The sequence below is a fragment of the Arthrobacter sp. B2I5 genome, assembly GCF_030816735.1.
Taxonomy (GTDB): domain Bacteria; phylum Actinomycetota; class Actinomycetes; order Actinomycetales; family Micrococcaceae; genus Arthrobacter.
The window spans coordinates 809,466-826,998 of sequence record NZ_JAUSYF010000001.1 but is presented as its reverse complement, the minus strand read 5'-3'; the positions used below and the strand labels follow the sequence as shown (position 1 = coordinate 826,998).

The following is a 17,533-nucleotide window of genomic DNA, read 5'->3' as shown; positions in this document are numbered from 1 at the left end:
AGCGTTCCCATGAATTACATTTCCGGCGCGGCCTCAACGTCGGCGGCGCAGGCCTGCGCCCGGTCGAGCAGGCGCCGCCGCTCCGGCGCAGAGTAATCCGCCGCAGCTATTGCAGTGCGCATGCGGTCCAGATGGTCCTTCACAACGTCCCGGTACCGGCCCCGGGCGTCACAGAATGCCACCTCGTGCAGGAGGTCCAACAGGCGGCGGGCCACATCCGGGTCCCCGGCGCCATAATTCCTTGCCTGGTTAATCGCCAGGTCCATCAGTGCCGGCAGCCCGGGGAGCGAAAGCACCACCCGGACCTGCCCGTCGTCGTCGCTGACGGACTCCGGGCCGGGGTCCCTGTCAACCAGCCTGCACAGCAGCGCCGAGAGGTGGCCCAGGACGTGCACCGCCGTCGTCGGGTCGTTGATGCCGGGTGACAAGGCACGCGCTGCGACATCCACCAGCTGCCGGAAGCCGAAGCCGACGTCCTGGACACTGGTGCGTTCAAAGCCAGTGGCCACTGCAGCGTTGACGTCCCGGCACAACTCCTCCCGGGCGTCCGGCCCCAGGCCGGTTCCCGTTTCCAGCGGCCAGGCGGTGGCGAAAGGAACACCCTCCACCAGGGAGCTCCCCGGTTCCCTGTCGACCCGGACCACGGCCCGGGAGTTCACAGCCGCCGCCAGGAGTGCGTCCTTGTCCAGTGAGGTGAGGAACCCTGAGGATGTTGCCGTGATGGGCAAACCACCCGGCCGAGGTATGGGCGGGGGGCCTGCCAACGGCCGGTCCTTCGGGAACACGCGGTCGATGGTGTCCCGGGTTTCGCCGTCCACCCGGCGCATCATGGTCTCCACCCGGATCTCCCGGGTGAGGTGGGCGAGGAACAGTACCAGGCCCACCACGCTGGCAATGGCGAGGGCGAACGCCACGGTTACTGATATTTCGGGGACAAACGCCGTGCTTCCGTTGGTCTCACCGCGGACGCTGCGCAGCACCGTCAGGGCGAACGCAAACGCTGCCAGGAACAGCGCCAGCGTGCCGTGGACAAAGCGGTCGGCGGTGAAAGTCCGCAACAGGCGGGGCGAAAACTGGCTGCTGGCCAGCTGCAGCGTGACCACCGTCAGCGAGAAGGTCAGGGAGGTCACCGTGATCAGGGATCCCGCGATTGACTGCAGGACCGCCCTGGCCGCTTCCCCGCCCCCGCTGAACAGCAGGACGCCGACGCTGTCCGGCAACTGCCCGTCGATGCCCGAGTCCAGCGCCGGCAATGCGACCCCCAGCGCCACTGCGGCGGCAACCGCCAGCACCGGCAGCGGCCACAGCTGGGTCCGCAGCGCGTCCAGCCAATGGGCGGCGCGTCCGTTCAGCAACGCTCCGTCTCCCGTGGGAATGCTTCAGCCATGGAACTCCCTGTCTCCCCGGCGCCGGTTTGCCCATGGGTGGCGGTACTGTTCAGCTGCCGCTGCCCGGTCCAGGGATACCCACCCTACTGTCTGCGGCTCGGTGACGTCATGCAGCGAAGCGCCGCCGCGAGTGGCTCCGCCAACTCGCCGGAGCCACTCGCGGCATGCGCCGAAGAGACTGTAAGTGTTGCTGGCAGGCAGCATTGGGCAGACGCCATCCAACAGCCCAGGGGTTCCGGGTATCTAAGTGAGGGCTCCTGCGGCGTGCGCTACTTCTGCTCCGGAATCCAGTAGGGCGCATCAACCCCTGTGCCCGTGAGGTTGTCGCAGCGGACCAGCTGGGTGCCGATGCGCTCCAGGGGGCAGTCGACGTAGGTGTTGAGGACGTCGTCGTCTGTGTAATTTGCGGCAGGGGCCGGCCCTGCGGAGAGGAACAGAGCTGGGAAAATGGCAGCAATGACCGGGACAGTTCGTGTGTACACCGCGGGTCTCCTTGGATGCGGCAAGGGAGATGGAAAGGCGGCCCGGCCCAGGACGAGGGCAGGCGCAACGGGCTCCCAGCCGATGGCCCAAAATGGGAATCCCGCCAGCACGGGACTCTCCGGCAGGAGCTACCGTACCCGGGTCCCCAGGCCGGCCATAAGGGTAACCACTACCTCTTATGCGCCTCCGCCTACCCAATCAGATCCCCCGGGTCCGCCGCCAGGCAACGCGGGGCATACCCCCATCAACCCGCCCCAGCAGGTTAAAGCAGGCTCCACGGGCTTGGGTGGATACGGGCAGCCGCCGTCGCGTCCGCGCATAGTTCGCTGAGCGCCATGCCGAGCACTTGCTGCTGGAGGTCAGGAAGGGCCAGCTCTCCACGCAGCTGGGCGGCGACTGCCTGTTCGGTGGCTTCACCACCCAGGCTGTAGTAGCGCAGCCAGAGTTCCCAAACGGTGCAGCCGGCATGATTGAAGCGGGTGCTCAGGGAATGCGCGTCCAGTTGCTGGGTGATGTCACAGTCCATCGGTTTCCGATATTCCTTCGGGTGGTGTGAAGCTTTGTGGGAGCGGTCCTCATCGTCTTGATCTGACTGACCGACGGCGAGCATGTGCAGCAGCAAGGCCTTCTCCGGCTGGCCGGGATAGTCGGCCACGTGGCGCCTGAGGGACTCACGGACGCCGGCCTCACCTGGAACCGCGCTGCTGAGGATCTCGTCAATAATCTCCATTGCCTGCAGTTGCAGCGGCAGGATGTAGAGGTCCGCCGAGCCCATGGAGGGCAATTCCTGGCTTCCGGGCATGGGTCCCACCTTCGCCTTCCAACGCGGCAACGATCCCCCAAGAGCTGCGGCCCGGGACTACTGCCCTGCCGCCGAATAATATGATAAGGGTACTTAGCATCACGTCTGGATAACAAGGGGAAGTCATGAAGTTCCGAAATTCGCCCATCATTGCCCGGTGACGGCTGTCGGCGCGGAGGTCTCCCCTCCCCCGGAAGCCACGGTGGGTTCCGGCGTGGGATAAACAACGGACGACGTCGGCTGCCCGCCTTCCACATACTGTCCCGCCGGGGCGGTGGGCTCCTGGGTCGTGGCCGGGTTGGGGACACCGGCCGGGGCCGTCTCCTGGGCAGGGGCGGTGGGCTGGGCCTGGGCGCCGGACGGGGTGGAGCTCGGGGCGGGGTCAGCTGATGCCGGGGATGTCGGCCCGGAGGACGGTCCGCTAGATGTTGTCCCGGAGCTGCCCTTGATGATGGCGGTGATCTGCTCCTTGTACCCGTTCAGCGTGGCCTGGATCTCGGAGAGCGGCACGTCCTGGATGGTCCTGCCGTACTCGGCGATCTGCGCCCACAGCGCTTCCAGCTGCTGCTTGCTGTCCCCGTCCAGGGGTCCGTCGAGGGTGAGCACCAGCTGGCTGGCCAGGGCGTACGCCAGGCAGTCCAGGCAGTTGTAGTTGGCGGCCGCGGAGAGGTTTTGCGGCACGATGACGTCCGTCTGGCCCACCACCAGGACCACCTGGAACCCGACAGCCACCGCCGCGCACCCGGTGCAGCTGGCAAAGGCGTAGGCCTCATTGGTGGTGGTGACCGGCTCTCCGTCCTCGGCCCACACCAGCGCGAACGCCACGCTGTAGGTCACCGAGCCGTCGGTGGTGTTGACGGCGAGCGCCTGGTTTCCGTCGCCCTCCGGAGCAGCCGGCCGGTCGAACGGGAACACCCATGAGGGAGCCGCAGCACCGGACCCACCAGTTCCGGAACCACCAGTTCCGAAGGAAACAGCTCCACCCTTTGACGAGGCGCCGGACTCAGCCGGCACCAGCACCATGCTCAACTGCGGATTGTCCCGCGTCGGTTTGGTGACGCCTGCCGGCCACAACGCAACCGTCCGGCCGGCGCTCCCCTGCCGCAACGCACCGCCCTCGCGCTTCGGCAAAATAGCCCGGGTGGCGTCATCCAGCGTCCCGCGTTCGTACGCCTGCACCGGGCGGTACGTCCCGCCGTCGGGCCACCATGCCCAGGCGAGGCCTGCCAGCAGGGCCGCCACGGCGCCCATCGCGACGGTGCGCTGGACCGCTTTGCCACGGGTCTTCTGCCACAGGCCGGTGACCAGCTGGCGCAGCAGCCGCACCACGATGTAGAGCAGGCCCAGGACCGGCACCGCCACCACCACAATGGCCACCGCCCGCACGGCCACGCCCACGAAGTCCCCGGACGACAGGTTCGCCGCCAGCAGTTCCTGCTGCTTGCCCACGCTGGCCCAGCCGGTAGCCAGCAGCCGCGGCAGGGACAGCACCATCATCACCATGCTGAACAGCAGCACCGGCACGGTGACCAGGACCCAGGCGGTGACCACGGCCCGCGCCCATGGCTTCAGCACCTTGCTCTCCGGGCTTCCCCACCGCCAGGGCAGGATGCCCAGGAGGGTGGGTTTGATCCGCTGGAACAGGTCGGGCACGCCGGTGGCGTCGGCCAGGATGTGGTAGCCGTCGTACTTCACCAGCGGGATCAGCTGCCGGACCATCTGCAGGATCTGCGTGACCACCACCAGCAGCAGCGCGTCAAAGCCGGTGGCCCACCACAGTCCCATGATGGCCACCGCCACAATGGCGTTGAAGTACAGCCCGCCCAGGTCGGTGCGGATCCTGCCGCCGCGGCCCAGCCGGTAGGAGTCGGTGACGTCCGTGAAGAACGCGGGCCACAGCAGGTAGATCCCGGCGCCCATGGCCCCAGGGGTTGCCCCGCCCTTGCGGGTGGCGGCGGCATGGCCGAACTCGTGGAAGCCCGCGGAGAGGATGGTGACGGCGAGGATCAGCAGCAGCAGGGCAGGCTGTTCGAACGCCTGGTGCGTGGCAGAGCCCAGGCCCTTGACCAGAAGCACCCACCAGCAGGCCGCCAGGAACGCGGCCGTCACGGCCACCACGATCAGCGGGTTGAACAGCACGGCGAAAGGTGCGGTGATCCTGCGGGTGCGTTCAGGATCGGACACAATGTAGCGGAACCGCAGGCCCAGCAGCGGGTTGGCCTTCTTCACCTCCGGCTGGGTGCCGTCGGCGAGCCGGAGCAGGCCCTTGGGCAGCAGCTGCGAGTCGATCAACTTACGGACGTTCTCCGCGCTGACCAGCCGCCCGAACCCCTCGCTGGCGTGGCGGGCGATGTCCTCCAGGCCGCGCGTTCCGTCGGCGGCCTCCAGCACCAGGTACAGCAGCGGGGTCAGCTGGAGGGTCTGGCCGTCGGCGCGCCGCACCAGGGCGGGCGGTGTCCGGTAGCCGGACCCCTCGGCAGGGCCGAGCAGCTGCACACCGTCGGCCCGGGCAGGAAGGTGGGCTCCCGCCGTCGTAATTGTGCTGCCCGGCGGATCCTGGGCAAGGGTGGCGCGTGACGACGGCGGGCCCGCCTCGGGAGGCGGCCCGCCGTGGGCGTGGGTCATCTTGGTTACTGCTGCAGGTCGGACTGCTGGTCAGCGGTGGCGTTGGCCTCGCCGTCGATGTGCTGGCTGATGGTGGCGCTCTGGTCCGAGATGGCGTACGCCTGGCTGTCGATGGAGCCGATGTTGGCGGCCACGGCAGCATCGATGGGGGCGGCCACGTTGGCGTTGGCGGCCACGGCACCGTTGATGGGGGCGGCGATGGCGGCGTCTGCATCGAGGTTCACGTCGACGTTGAGCAGGTTGCCGTTCAGCACGCCGGCGGCGTCCGTGAGCCCGCCGGTGCTGGTGGGATCGGTGACCGCGCCGGCCGTTCCGTCCGTGGTTCCGGCGTCGGTGCCGGCATCGGCGGTGTCGTCCGCCTGGCCGATCACGCTGTCCTGGGTGGAGTCGGCGTTGGCGTCGGCCATGATGCCCTGGTCGATCACGGCGTCCTGGCTGGAAAGTGCCTGGGCGTCGGAACCGAAGGACAGGATGTTGGCCGAGGCGGCGGCATCGATGGGCGCGGCCACGTTGGCGTTGGCGGCGACGGCGAGGTCGATGGGTGCTGCGGCGTTGATGCCCAGGTCCAGGTCCGCGTTCAGGTCCAGGACGGACGCCACTTCCTTGTCCGGCAGGGCGGTGGCCTGCTCCGACATCAGTTCTTCATCAGTGAGGGGACGCATTTCGTTGTCCATGCTTGAGACCTCCGGTGCGGCGCGGGTGCTCTGCCCCCAGCGGGCAGCCCGCGCCACATAATACTAAGCATGATTAGCAGTTTTGCGAAGTACGCGTTTAGGCATCACGCCTTTCGCCGGAAGCCGTGCGGAGAGGGGCCCGTTGATCACGTGCCGCACCACGCGTACCGTAAAAACCATAATCCGTGCGTGGAGGCGGCAATGGACGGCAATTCCAAAGGCAAAAACGGCTATGAATTCCTGACCATCTGGCGAGTCGCCGGGACCCCGCGCGAGGTGATGGACGTTTTGGGCGATGCGGGTTCACTGGCCCGCTGGTGGCCCTCGGTGTATCTGTCAGTTCTGCCCTTGGAGTCGGGTGGCCCTGACGGCGTTGGAAAGGCGTTCTTCCTTCACACCAAGGGCTGGCTGCCATACACGCTCACGTGGAAGCTCACCGTCACCGAGCCCATCACCGAACAGGGGCTTGCCCTCTCCGCCCAGGGCGACCTCAACGGCACCGGCCGCTGGACCTTCAAGCAGGACGGACCGGAAACAGTTGTCACCTATGAATGGCAGGTCAGCGCGTCAAAACCGCTCCTGCGGCGGCTGGGATGGTTGCTCAAGCCTGCCTTCGCAGCGAACCATCGCTGGGCGATGGCCCGCGGGCAGGAGGCCCTTGCGTTGGAATTACGACGACGGCGGGCCGGCGCCGATCTCTCCGACATCCCGCAGCCGGCGGGTCCCACCTTTGTCAGCCGGCGCCGGCGGCGGAAGACGGCACACCTCCCCCTTTGACAGCCCACGTTAGTGGGAAGCCAGGTCGGGCGGGATCCCCTGGCGAGGCTGCGGTGCATTCACGGACGGGAGTACATTGTGGGCATGGGACTGACTTCCGCGTCGCGCCGCGATCTGCTCACCGATCGGTTCCTTGACGTTGCGGAGTTCAGCCACGCGCACTGGTTCTTTGGAAACCTGTATGAGCTGCTGGTCAAAGTGCCGCACCGCGTCGCGGCCTCGGAGGCAAGCAAAGAGCTCCCCCGGTCCCCCTTTGGCGCGGGCAGCCCGGGACGCTACTACGCACCGCTCGCCCCGATTAACGCCCCGGCCGCCGTCGGTGCCCTCGCGGTGGGATGGCGTGATCCGGCCACCAGGACCTGGCTGATGTTGGCCGCCGCCAGTTCCGTCACGGGCGCTGCCGCTACCGTTTACGTCCTCCGCTCGCTCAATCCCAAGCTGTTCTTCAGCCCGGAACCGCTGGCCGAGGACCAACGGGAGCCCTTATTAAGGCGTTGGTATAACGTCCACGCCCTAAGGCTGGCCGCCAGCGCCGTTGCGCTGACCGCCATCCAACGTGCCCGGACCATCCGGCTGAGAAGCCGATGACCACTGCAACCCCGGCTCGTCGCCAGCGGCGCAAGGTCTGATCATGATCCAGGCTGCGGCGGTGTCCGCACTGACGTCCTACCACTGGCTGGGGATACCGATCGCCGCCGTCGGCGCGGTCCTGCTCGCACTGGGGACGCTGTTCCAGCACCGGGCCGTGGGAGACCAGCCGGCTGCAGCCGGGCGGGCGGCGGGCAGCATGGGCGGCGGACGGCTTCACGCCCTGATGCGGAAACCGGTATGGCTGGCCGGGACGGCGATGCTGGGAGCTGCGATCCTCCTCCAGCTCACCAGCCTCCGGTTCTCGCCCCTGATCGTGGTGCAGCCCATCGGCGCAATCGCCCTGGTGGTCACCACGCTGGCCACGGCCCGGATGACCCGCAGGTCCCCGGGGCGCCGGGCCCTCACCGCCGTCGCATTATGCGTGGGCGGGGTAAGTGTTTTCGTTGCCGTGGCGGCGCTGTCCGCGGTGGACGTGGAGATCAGTGACCGGCAGCTGGTCACCATCCTGATCGTGCTCGCCGTGGTCCTGGCCTGCGTCGCCGTGGCCTATCTCTTGTGGCGCCACCGCTCGCACGCGGTGGTCTTCACGGCCGGAGCCGGCATCCTGTTCGGGTTCGTCGCGGCCCTGGCCAAGACCGTCATCGCACGGCTGTTCCAGGGCGACTTCGAGTGGCTGTCCCTGACGTGCCTGGCGGGGCTTCTCATTGCCGCCCTGGGCGGCAGCTTCCTGGTCCAGAATGCCCACACCCGGGGCTCCCCCGAACTGGTGGTCGCCGGCCTGACCGTCATCGATCCGCTCGTCGCCGTGGCGATCGGCATCACCATCCTCGGCGAGGCCGATGCAGCTCCCCCGCTGGCGATCGTCCTGTTCCTCCTGTCGGGGGCCACCGCCGTGGCTGGTGTCATCCTGCTCGCCACGGTCAAGAAGCCAGTTATATCGGGTTAGCACTACTGCGACGGTCCGGCCTTCTCAGCACCGGCGGAGCCGCCGAAAAGCCGGATGCGGACTATGCGGACCACCACTCCCGTCAAGACCAGGCCGACGCCCACGGCCATGAGGATCCAGACAGGTACGGAATCGGCCTCGATGGTCCGGTAGCACCTGGCCGCCGCGCCAACACCGCCCTGCGCAAAGTCGAGCTGTTCGGCAGCGCGGCTGTTCGGGAACAACGGGCTGCCGCAGAGAGGACCGGAGGGTTGTAGCCCGATGACGAAACCAAGGATGTACACGTCCAGTCCCGCGGCAACAACCCACAGCCACGCCCGCTGCTGCCAAAACCCCAGTTTGCCGGCAGAAACAGGCTTCGCCGGAGCATCATGCATCTCCATAGTCCGAGCATAATCGGCACTGGAAGTAATAGGCGGTGTCTATACGGGGTCCGTCAGACTGTTTCACGTCGGGTGAGAAGTCCTACCGCGCAACTGCCCTGCGCCTCCCAGTAGCCCCAGATGACTAACGGAACACCTGCAGGCGGAGCGGAGGACGATCTTGGATGCGTGCGTGGGTTCTTGTCTGCACGACAAGACGCGCGACGCCCGGGTGTCCCGAGTGCATGCGCCCGGCGCCTGGGCGTTCCATACCTGCCCGCGCGTCAGGAATATGCGCAAACCTCACTAGGAGGTTGGCCGCTTAACCCCCATGTGGCGCCTCAGATGACTGGAAGTGTCGGTCGGCAGGTGCGGCGATTCCGGTACAGAAGGAAGCAGATACACGGCAACTAGCTGTTTGTTCCCGGGCTCTTCTGCGCCAGCCGATAGAGATCACGGTAGCTAGGAACCTTTAGTCCTTGGGGAAAGTGTTCCTGCCTATACTGCCAGCTTTCAAGGCACGCGCGGGAACAAAATACCGGCGGCGGCGTCCGTCGAAGGGAGATCCCACAGAACCTGCATTTAGGACCAAGCCCGAGTACTCGAATAACAGTTCGCAACATGCGTGCAGGCTAGTCCCGGCCCACAGCCACATTCACCAGTAGGCACTACGCGCTTTCTGCAGGAGGTACTACTTGCCCCGAGATTCGCCAGATTCCTGTTTCGAGGCTCCGGCAAGTCGACGTTCCTCCGCTGCATCAACCAGCTGGAAATACTCGACGGCGGGTACATCCTTGTGGAGGGACAGCCGGTTGGGGTGAAGATCAGGAAAGGCCGGCTGCACGCGCAGAGCAACGCCGAGGCCGCGAAAATGCGCGAGAACATCGGCATGGTCTTCCAGAGCTTCAACCTTTTCCCGCACATGACGGTGCTGGAGAACATCTGCGAGGCGCCGGTCAGGGTCAGGAAGGAGAACCGGAAGGCCGTGCAGGACCGGGCACGGATCCTCCTGGAGCGGGTGGGGCTCTCAGAGAAGGTCCACGCCTACCCCGCGTCCCTTTCCGGCGGCCAGCAGCAGCGGGTGGCCATCGCCAGGGCACTGGCCATGGAGCCGCGGCTGATGCTCTTTGATGAGCCCACATCGGCCCTGGACCCGGAGCTTGTGGGCGAGGTGCTGGACGTGATGCGCAAGCTCGCGGACGGCGGGATGACCATGATCGTGGTGACCCACGAGATCGGCTTCGCCCGGGAAGTCGGCGATCACCTGATCTTCATGGACGGCGGCGGCATCGTGGAGCAGGGCGACCCGCGGACCGTGCTGCGCGAACCCCGGCATGAGCGCACCAAACAATTCCTGGCGAAAGTAATTTAGCCCTTCACATTGGAGCAGGACTCTTGAGAAACAAATGGATTGTCAGCGTTGAGGACTACCGCAAGGCCTCCCGCAAGCAGCTTCCGAAAATGATTTCGGACTATTTGGAGGGCGGGGCGCTGGACGAGACCACCATGCGCGCCAACGAAGACCGTTTCGATGCCCTGATGCTGCGCCAGCGGTCCATGGTGGACCTTCGGGGCTTGAATACGTTCACCACCGTGCTGGGCCATTCCTTGGCGATGCCGCTGATGGTGGCGCCCATGGGCATGCTCACCATCTTCCACCCGGGTTCGGATCCTGCCGTTGCCAAGGCCGCGGTCAGGGCGGGCTCGATCTTCATCCACAGCGCCTGGGCCGGCTGCTCGCTGGAGGAGGTGGCCAAGGTGGCGCCGAACAATCTGTGGGCGCAGATCGCCTTCTGGAAGGATCCGGCGGAAACCGCCAGCTATATCAACCGGGCACGGGCTGTGGGGGTTGAGACGCTGGTGGTGGCTGGCGATGTGGGGTCTTCCAGCAAGCGGGAACGGGACCTGCACCACGGGCTGTCCATGCGGCCGCGGCCACCGGTGGCAGACTACTTCAACGCCGCAACACGCCCGGCCTGGCTCTGGCGCTGGCTCACCGGCCGGAAGATGACCTACGGGAACTACCAGATCAACGGCCGCCCGCTGCGCATGGACGAGATGAACAACTGGATGGCGTCCAACAAGAACCCGGGCGCCAACTGGGACGACTTCGCCAGGCTCCGCTCCGAATGGAAGGGGAACCTGGTGATCAAGGGCATCATGGACGCCGAGGACGCAGCCCGGGCAGTGGATGAGGGGGCAGACGGTATTTTCGTCTCCAACCACGGCGGCCGGCAGTTCGACTCCCAGCCGGCGACCATCGACGTGCTGCCGTCAATTGTTGAGGCAGTTGGCGGACGTGCGGAGATCTATCTCGACGGCGGCGTGCGGCGTGGCCACGACATCGTCAAGGCAGTGGCGCTGGGCGCCAAAGCCGCACTGGCCGGGCGTCCGTTCGCGTACGCTCTCGCCACGGGCGGAGAGCCGGCCGTGGACCGGGTGTTCTCCATCCTGCAGGACGAGTTCAAGGGCGCGATGGGGTTCGTCGGCAAATCATCAGCTGCCGACCTGGACAGCAGCGTCTTCGCAGGGCGCAGCACGTCAGCCGTACCCGAGAGCCTGCTTGTATAGGCGCTACCACGATACTCAGGACTGCGAACGGCCCGCCTCAATCAAGTGGCGGGCCGTTCTAGTTCGAGCCGGACGTCGGCACTGGGTCTCGATCAGTGCGATCTGCGGGTACGCCCCCATGAATACAACTTCTATTGTCTAAAAGCAAACGGGACCTGATTCTCGCGGCCCGTGTAAGTCCGGGCCCAACTCGATCTACCGAGTCTGCGATGGGACAACCTGGCTTAGGTGCACTATGCCCGACTGCTCTAAATACTCTCTTACGACTGGCGCGATGTAGGTGGCGTACTGCGGCGTCATGTGCCGGGCATCCATCTTCATGACGTTTGCCCCGACGAAGCTTGGGCAAGAGCCTTGATAACAGAACCAATTACTCGAGTCCACAAACGCTGCCTTCAGGTCGCTCGCAAGGGACCTCTCGGCCGCCCCGAAGTTGGGCTGCGTCTTGCCGACGCAGTCAGCAGGCCGACTTATTTTGGTGTAGCAGGCGTGTAGGTCTGCGTCACCGGGAGGACCCGGAAGGAAGATTAGTTTTGTGTTGGCCGTGATTTTTGCTAGCTGAACCTTTGCGGAGTCGGTAGAGCCAACCCCAGAGACAAAGACGATGTCTGGTTTGACGCGGTTTATGGCCTCAATGGTCTTATCCAACCTCTCGCTGCACCCGTCCATCGTCCCGGCTGGGACGTTAGCAGAATCTACAATGGGGCACCCGAACATCCCATAGCTCATCAGCTTCCATCCGCCGTTAGTTCCGATTGCGGAACGCAATGCCTCGACGTACGTCATGCTGATTGAGTTACCGATGGTCATCGCCGTATGCTCGGACTGACGGTCGCCCCAAGTGCATTTTCGCTCGTCGACGGCGCCCATGCCGCAAGGAGCAATATCCGGCGATGCTTGGGGACTTGTCAAAGCCTGGTCCATAGCTGTCCGAATCGTCTCGGGCCACTCGGTTGCGGCAAGGGCTGCGGCGATTTGCGACTGGAGTGCTTCTAATTGTGGCGTCTTTGTCACCGCTGCTTCAGCAGGACTGCTGACTTGCGGTTTGGGTGCTAAAGCTGTGGGCGTCTGCGTGGGAGGAATCATCGCCGTCCAGACAACTCCCGCTGTAATTGCAGCTAAGAGGCTCAGGGCTGTCATCTGATACCTCGGGGACACCTTCAACTCGCCTCCTCCGACGCGCTTCCGCATGCCCTTGAGTTTGCCGAGCCCCCCAGACTTTCGGATGGGGTCTTCAACTAGGTGGTAGGCGTAGATGGCTCCTGCAGTAAATATCAGTGCGAGGAGTCCAAGCTGTTGGGGCGCGTGCCCGAGAAGAGTGGTGCCGATGACAATGACAGGGAAGTGCCAGAGGTAGAGGGAGTAGGAGATGTCTCCGATGTATCCCATTGCCCTGTTCGTCAACACGTAGAGACCATGGTGCTTTGCCGTCCCCGTTCCTGCCGCTACAACCAGTACGGTCGAGAACACCGGCAGAGCTGCAGCGGGTCCCGGAAACGCTGTCTGTGCGTTGATGGTGAACAGGGAGATAAGCATTCCTCCTAACCCGACCCATGCAAGGTAGGGGCGAATCCGCGACGGGAGGCGCGTCAGGACCGGGGAGACACAGGCCAGCAAGGCTCCGGCGCCCAACTCCCACGCTCGAGAGAGGGTAGAGAAGTATGCGGTCGTGGGGGAAGTGCTCGTTTCGAAGATAGACCACGCGAACGACGAGGTGGTCAGCACTAGCATGGCCGTGCCGGCTATGAGCCTCGGACGACCCTTGGCTCTGAGCAGACGGACTGAAACCGCGAACAGCGCAAGCATGAGCCAGGGCCAAAGGAAGTAGAACTGCTCCTCAACAGCGAGAGACCAGTAATGCTGGACCGGCGATTCAGGACCAGACGCTGCGAAGTAGTCCGTTCCGACAATGGCCTGACGCCAGTTTGCGGCAAAAAGTAGCGCCCAGATCGAGTCGACCAACGTACTCTGGGTGCGTGCGCTGTTGAAGACTAGAAAGGACGCAGCAACTGTCAGGGCTAAGACAAGGACTGCCGCGGGCAGGATGCGCTTTACCCTGCGAAGGTAAAACCCTGAGAAGGAAATGCGCCCGGTTCTCTCGTGTTCACGGAGGAGCAGTCCGGTTATCAAAAAGCCAGATAGGACGAAGAATATGTCGACGCCAACGAATCCTCCGCTCGGCCAGCCCAGAAGGTGATCCAGAATAACGGCGATGACGGCAAATGCACGAAGGCCCTGAATGTCAGGGCGAAGTCCACGCTGCCGAGTAGGCTTGCGGCCCCGCCGCCGGGAGCGGGGCGCGAGCATATTGAAGCGATCGAGAAGCAGCGACAAAGGGTCCCCCAGAGAACGAATGTGATCGCGCCTATTCTACCTTTCCTAGGGGCTCCTATACTGACAGGTAATTCCGGCTACGTAAGGCGAGATAGTTTATTGGACTACTGGTACCCATCCACGATCGCGGCGGCAATCTGCTTGTAGGCCCGCCGGGTCTCAGGCTTCAGAACGTCCAGAGTCACCAGGTCGCCATCGGCAACGCCACGGTCATGCGGCACGGCAATAAGTTGGCGGCAGATCCCGGCCAGGTGCTCCTCGATCGCGTCCTTGTCCACCCGGGAGGACACCTCGTCCTTGTCCGTGATCACCACAATCGCGTTGCGGGCCAGGTCCTCGTAGCCGTGGCTGGCCAGCCAGTGCAGGGTGCTGCGGGCCCGCTTTGCACCGGATACCGCGTAGCCGGCGGCGATCACCAGGTTGTCGGCCGACTGCAAAATCCCGCTCATCGCATTGTGGGTCACGCCGGTGCCGCAGTCGGTCAGCGCCACGGCGTAGTAGCTGGAGATGAGCTTGCGGATCCGCAGGTACTCCTCGGCCGTCAAAGAGTCGGAGACCTCCGGGTCCTGCTCCCCCGCGATCAGGTGCAGCCGGCCGGCGTGGTGCATGTACCGGGCCAGGGCCGTCAGGGAGTCGATCGACTCGATGTTCTCCAGCAGGTCCGTGATTGTCCGCGGGCTGGCCTGCTGGTAGATGCCTTCGCCCAAGGCACGCTCCACCAGGTCTCCGGAGTCCGGATTGGCGTCAATGGCACAGGGCGCGTCTCCTCGGTACTCGGCCAGGGTCAGGCCCACACCTACTGTGGTGGAGGTCTTGCCGATCCCGCCTTTGAGGCTCAGGATCGCGGTGTTGTAGCTGCCCTGGAGCTGCCGCGAGATCCGGCGGGCCAGTTCGTCCTCCTGGCGCTGCTTGGGTCCGGGGCCCAGGTTCCAGGCGCCGCCGGTCAGGTTGTACAGGGCACCGCGGATGCCACCCCTGGGACGGGGCTTCTGCTCCTTGACGAACAGTCCCGGCGAGCTGATGAAGTCCGGCATGGGGCTTTCGGCGATCGCGTCCGCCACGGTGGGCCGGCTGCGGCGGAAGGAGGGCGTTGGGGAGGGAACGTCCGACGGCGGCACGGCAGCTTCGGGAGTCGCCTCAGCTTCCGCGGCAGTCGGCTCAGAAGACGGCTCGGCGGACGGCACAAAAGCGATGGGCGGCACGACAGGATCAGCGGCAGGCTGCCTGGCGGGTGGCGCAGGCTGGGAAGGAGCGGCACTTGCAGGCGACGGCGCGCGGGACGGCTTGGTGGCATCGGCTGCCGCAGCCGCTTCCGCCCAGGATGTGCGGCGAGTGAGCGGCAGACCGGCGTCATTGGAACTGGAAGGGGAAGGGGTTACTGCTGGCATGGTTCCTGTCCAGGCATCCTGAACTGAGCCGTCGGCACGACGAAGGTCGCGGCGTCGGCGCAGCTGCGGCTGCCCTGCATCCTCTGCTTGGGCGCCTGCATTCTGATCCGCCGGATCTGGCATGTCTGTCCCCCCGGACCTTTCGGCAAACGGTTCTGCGGCACTGGTTCAATCAGTAAGTCTAGGGGGTCCGGCAGGAGCTCCTGCCCAGCATCCGGCGATTCGTGGCGCAGCTCAGTGGTGGATGAGCGCAGCCGAAACCACGGCAGCGGTAAGTACCAGAAGGATGGCAAGGATCGTGTAGCCCACCCACTTGGGACGGCCTTTGTGAGGGTTGATGTCGACATACGGCATGGTCAGCGCTGGTTACCTCGGGGTGCGGGCCGGACGGGGATCCGGAGTGCGCGGCGCTTGAGCCGCAGCATCTGATACAGGACAGCGAAGGGAACCAACAGGGTGCCCAGCAGAGCGCTGAGCGCCAGAGCGTAGTCCGAAAAAGCCACAACAGCCTCCATTGGTCAAAGTGATCCCCATCGCCTTGACATAAGCACGTGACAAATTAATTGACAAGTCACATCTAAAAGGGGGACCTAAGCCCCTAGACCACTCCCTCCCAACCGCCGACACTGCGACCAGTGCGGTCAGAACCGCGAGGATAGCCAGCAAAACAAAGGAAAGTAGCCTTATCTTCCGCTTTTAGCGTTCCTGCCCGTACAGCCAACCAGAGGTTTCCCGCAGTGGAGAGCCGTAGGGAACCAAGCTCAAGATTTCCTCAAGAAAGACGTATTGTTACGAGGCTTCCTGGGGGTTGCGCCGGGTCTCCTGCAGCCGTTTGATGAACCAGCGGGATTGCTCCGGCCCATAGGGCAGGACGGGAATTGCCTTGGTTGCGTCGTTGGGAGTATCGCGGATGGACTGGCGGGCCTGCCGGACGGCGGTAGTCATGGTGTCGGCCATGGTCTTGACGAACTGGTCACTGCACGGCTTGCCGTGCCCGGGAATCAGGAATTCATAGCGGTGACGCAGCGCGGAGATGTGCCGGAGCACGTCCGCCCATTCCTCCGGGTAGGAGTCCTCGAAGGATGGGTGGGCGCCCTGTTCCACAAGGTCGCCCACATAGAGTGTTGTCGGCGTGCCAACCAGGAGGTCCCCATCCGTATGCCCGCGGCCAAGGTAGAAGAGGGTTACTGTCAGTCCGCCAAGATCAACGAGGACGGGCTGGTCCTTAACAATGACGTTGGGGACCACGAGTTCCACGTTGTCACCCTCCCCTGCGGACATCTCCGGCTCCAGCGTCCCGACATGCCGGCGCTGCAGGTCGCCGTGTTGGTCGATCTCGGTGGCACAGTTCTGGTGGGCCCAGAATTCGGTGACACTGGCTTCGGCGAACATGGCGTTACCGAAGAAGTGGTCATAGTGCGCGTGGGTGTTGACCACTACGAGGGGCAGGGCTGTCCTTTGCCGGACCGCGTCCAGGATTTCGCGCCCCTGCCGGGGTCCGCAGCCGGTGTCGATGACCATGGCACGTTCAGAGCCTATAATCAGGCCCGTGTTCAGCAGGGACCCTTCGGTGACCAGTACATAATTGTCCGTGCCGACTTCGAGCCATTCCGACATTGTTCCTAGTACCTCCGGCAAAGCAGTGAGCGTTCGTCTTGGTGATCGATTGTACCTAGGCACGCTGTCTTCTTACGCAGTAGTGGTCGACCGGCCGCCCAACGAGCTGCTGTTTCTAGCTGCACGGAATGCCGGCCCTGTCGTTCGCCGAAAATGAACAGCGAGGGAAAGTCGATCGCGAAGTGGGGTCGCCGAAATTCACCTTCGGCGGTGACTTCGTCGCGGCAAAAGACCTCCTTCAATCTGCGCTATCCCCTCACCGCCCTCGGAGACCAGCCGACGGAGTTCTCCTGGGTATCTTATTGTTGGGAAATCAGGCCTATCGCCCTCGTCCGATTGCCACAACCGGCCAACTCTTTACGAAAAACGTACTTTGCTACTGACGAACGCTGGCAGCTTCCTTAGCCGTTGCCAGAGAAATCCTGGTAGTGTCCGCCGTCCATGCTCCTTGGGCATCGGTAGCACAAGAGAAGCGTTAACTTCCATATATCCACCTGTGGCAGCGACCATGGATCTATTGAAGGTCACGTGCTCACATACGCAGGGCACATCAGCGCGAGGGCGATATGAGCCGAAATGGTAGCTCTCCCCCTTGTAGAAACACATACCGTTGAAGGCAGAAGTGCAAGTGAAGTCAAATGTCCTAGTAAGTCGATCCTGCTCGGGATAAATTGTGTTCTTGAAGAGCATGTAGTACCTATACGGGTTCCCGCGGAGGCGACGAATGCGCTCCTCGAGATCGTGAAACGACGTGTGCTCGTCCTCGTATGCCAGCAAGTCGTAGTAGGAGGGTTTGGACGTGGCAGAGACCGCGAAAAGGCTGTCGCAAGAAGAGAGCTTCTGTAAAACGACATTCAGGGCCGTCGCACTTACGTGATCAAGAAAGGGTTCATCAACGTCGATGACACATACAACTCGCGCAGAAGTCGACAGGCTTTTGGCCCGGTCTGCTAGGAGCTGACGCCCGAGCGCCAT

Annotated in this window: 15 protein-coding genes; 5 read left to right on the top strand and 10 right to left on the bottom strand. The window is 64.3% G+C overall.

What is annotated here, in order from left to right; translation table 11 throughout:
• Positions 1-14: 14 nt before the first annotated feature.
• The 5 genes from QFZ60_RS03925 to QFZ60_RS03905 all read right to left on the bottom strand — a co-directional run bounded on the left by QFZ60_RS03925 (position 15) and on the right by QFZ60_RS03905 (position 5,972).
• Entirely contained in the window at positions 15-1,355 is a 1,341-nt protein-coding gene (locus QFZ60_RS03925) for a DUF2254 domain-containing protein (RefSeq protein WP_307088335.1), read from the bottom strand.
• Between the two features lie 302 nt (positions 1,356-1,657).
• Positions 1,658-1,870 carry a hypothetical protein gene (locus tag QFZ60_RS03920; RefSeq protein WP_307088333.1) on the bottom strand — a complete coding sequence of 71 codons (213 nt, stop codon included), beginning with the start codon at positions 1,868-1,870 and terminating at the stop codon, positions 1,658-1,660.
• A 263-nt stretch (positions 1,871-2,133) separates the two neighbouring features.
• On the bottom strand, positions 2,134-2,673 hold the full coding sequence (locus QFZ60_RS03915) for a hypothetical protein (protein ID WP_307088331.1): 540 nt from the start codon (positions 2,671-2,673) through the stop codon (positions 2,134-2,136).
• A 147-nt stretch (positions 2,674-2,820) separates the two neighbouring features.
• On the bottom strand, positions 2,821-5,298 hold the full coding sequence (locus tag QFZ60_RS03910; protein ID WP_307088329.1) for a hypothetical protein: 2,478 nt from the start codon (positions 5,296-5,298) through the stop codon (positions 2,821-2,823).
• Between the two features lie 5 nt (positions 5,299-5,303).
• Entirely contained in the window at positions 5,304-5,972 is a 669-nt protein-coding gene (locus QFZ60_RS03905) for a peptidoglycan-binding protein (RefSeq protein WP_307088327.1), read from the bottom strand.
• 201 nt (positions 5,973-6,173) lie between these two features.
• On the opposite strand from QFZ60_RS03905, the gene QFZ60_RS03900 reads away from it, so the two are divergent.
• The 3 genes from QFZ60_RS03900 (at position 6,174) to QFZ60_RS03890 (ending at position 8,286) form a co-directional block, all read left to right on the top strand.
• Positions 6,174-6,749, top strand: coding sequence for an SRPBCC family protein (locus QFZ60_RS03900; RefSeq protein WP_307088325.1), 576 nt, complete (start codon positions 6,174-6,176; stop codon positions 6,747-6,749).
• A gap of 84 nt (positions 6,750-6,833) precedes the next feature.
• On the top strand, positions 6,834-7,337 hold the full coding sequence (locus tag QFZ60_RS03895; protein ID WP_307088323.1) for an anthrone oxygenase family protein: 504 nt from the start codon (positions 6,834-6,836) through the stop codon (positions 7,335-7,337).
• 43 nt (positions 7,338-7,380) lie between these two features.
• A complete protein-coding gene (locus QFZ60_RS03890; protein ID WP_307088321.1) occupies positions 7,381-8,286 on the top strand; it encodes a DMT family transporter in 906 nt (301 codons plus the stop codon).
• A 2-nt stretch (positions 8,287-8,288) separates the two neighbouring features.
• On the opposite strand, the gene QFZ60_RS03885 is transcribed toward QFZ60_RS03890, so the two are convergent.
• Positions 8,289-8,669: a hypothetical protein gene (locus tag QFZ60_RS03885; protein WP_307088320.1), complete on the bottom strand. Its 381-nt coding sequence runs from the start codon at positions 8,667-8,669 to the stop codon at positions 8,289-8,291.
• A 658-nt stretch (positions 8,670-9,327) separates the two neighbouring features.
• Here QFZ60_RS03885 and QFZ60_RS03880 point away from each other — a divergent pair.
• Both QFZ60_RS03880 and QFZ60_RS03875 read left to right on the top strand, forming a co-directional pair.
• Complete coding sequence (locus QFZ60_RS03880; protein WP_373427710.1) at positions 9,328-10,020, top strand: amino acid ABC transporter ATP-binding protein; 693 nt, start codon at positions 9,328-9,330, stop codon at positions 10,018-10,020.
• A 23-nt stretch (positions 10,021-10,043) separates the two neighbouring features.
• Positions 10,044-11,219, top strand: coding sequence for an alpha-hydroxy acid oxidase (locus QFZ60_RS03875; protein WP_307088319.1), 1,176 nt, complete (start codon positions 10,044-10,046; stop codon positions 11,217-11,219).
• Between the two features lie 195 nt (positions 11,220-11,414).
• Here the strand turns inward: QFZ60_RS03875 and QFZ60_RS03870 are convergent, their stop codons facing one another.
• From QFZ60_RS03870 to QFZ60_RS03855, 4 genes are all read right to left on the bottom strand, one after another.
• Positions 11,415-13,553 carry an acyltransferase family protein gene (locus tag QFZ60_RS03870; RefSeq protein WP_307088318.1) on the bottom strand — a complete coding sequence of 713 codons (2,139 nt, stop codon included), beginning with the start codon at positions 13,551-13,553 and terminating at the stop codon, positions 11,415-11,417.
• A gap of 104 nt (positions 13,554-13,657) precedes the next feature.
• Positions 13,658-15,064 carry a MinD/ParA family protein gene (locus tag QFZ60_RS03865; protein WP_373427657.1) on the bottom strand — a complete coding sequence of 469 codons (1,407 nt, stop codon included), beginning with the start codon at positions 15,062-15,064 and terminating at the stop codon, positions 13,658-13,660.
• 233 nt (positions 15,065-15,297) lie between these two features.
• Positions 15,298-15,444: a hypothetical protein gene (locus tag QFZ60_RS03860; RefSeq protein WP_160144467.1), complete on the bottom strand. Its 147-nt coding sequence runs from the start codon at positions 15,442-15,444 to the stop codon at positions 15,298-15,300.
• 286 nt (positions 15,445-15,730) lie between these two features.
• On the bottom strand, positions 15,731-16,558 hold the full coding sequence (locus tag QFZ60_RS03855) for an MBL fold metallo-hydrolase (protein WP_307088311.1): 828 nt from the start codon (positions 16,556-16,558) through the stop codon (positions 15,731-15,733).
• Positions 16,559-17,533 lie beyond the last annotated feature (975 nt).

Coding starts and splice junctions, on each gene's coding strand:
- QFZ60_RS03915 (WP_307088331.1), bottom strand. CDS start 2,673: ATGCCCGGAAGCCAGGAATTGCCCTCCATGGGCTCGGCGGACCTCTAC.
- QFZ60_RS03910 (WP_307088329.1), bottom strand. CDS start 5,298: ATGACCCACGCCCACGGCGGGCCGCCTCCCGAGGCGGGCCCGCCGTCG.
- QFZ60_RS03905 (WP_307088327.1), bottom strand. CDS start 5,972: ATGGACAACGAAATGCGTCCCCTCACTGATGAAGAACTGATGTCGGAG.
- QFZ60_RS03900 (WP_307088325.1), top strand. CDS start 6,174: ATGGACGGCAATTCCAAAGGCAAAAACGGCTATGAATTCCTGACCATC.
- QFZ60_RS03895 (WP_307088323.1), top strand. CDS start 6,834: ATGGGACTGACTTCCGCGTCGCGCCGCGATCTGCTCACCGATCGGTTC.
- QFZ60_RS03890 (WP_307088321.1), top strand. CDS start 7,381: ATGATCCAGGCTGCGGCGGTGTCCGCACTGACGTCCTACCACTGGCTG.
- QFZ60_RS03885 (WP_307088320.1), bottom strand. CDS start 8,669: ATGGAGATGCATGATGCTCCGGCGAAGCCTGTTTCTGCCGGCAAACTG.
- QFZ60_RS03865 (WP_373427657.1), bottom strand. CDS start 15,064: ATGCCAGATCCGGCGGATCAGAATGCAGGCGCCCAAGCAGAGGATGCA.
- QFZ60_RS03855 (WP_307088311.1), bottom strand. CDS start 16,558: ATGTCGGAATGGCTCGAAGTCGGCACGGACAATTATGTACTGGTCACC.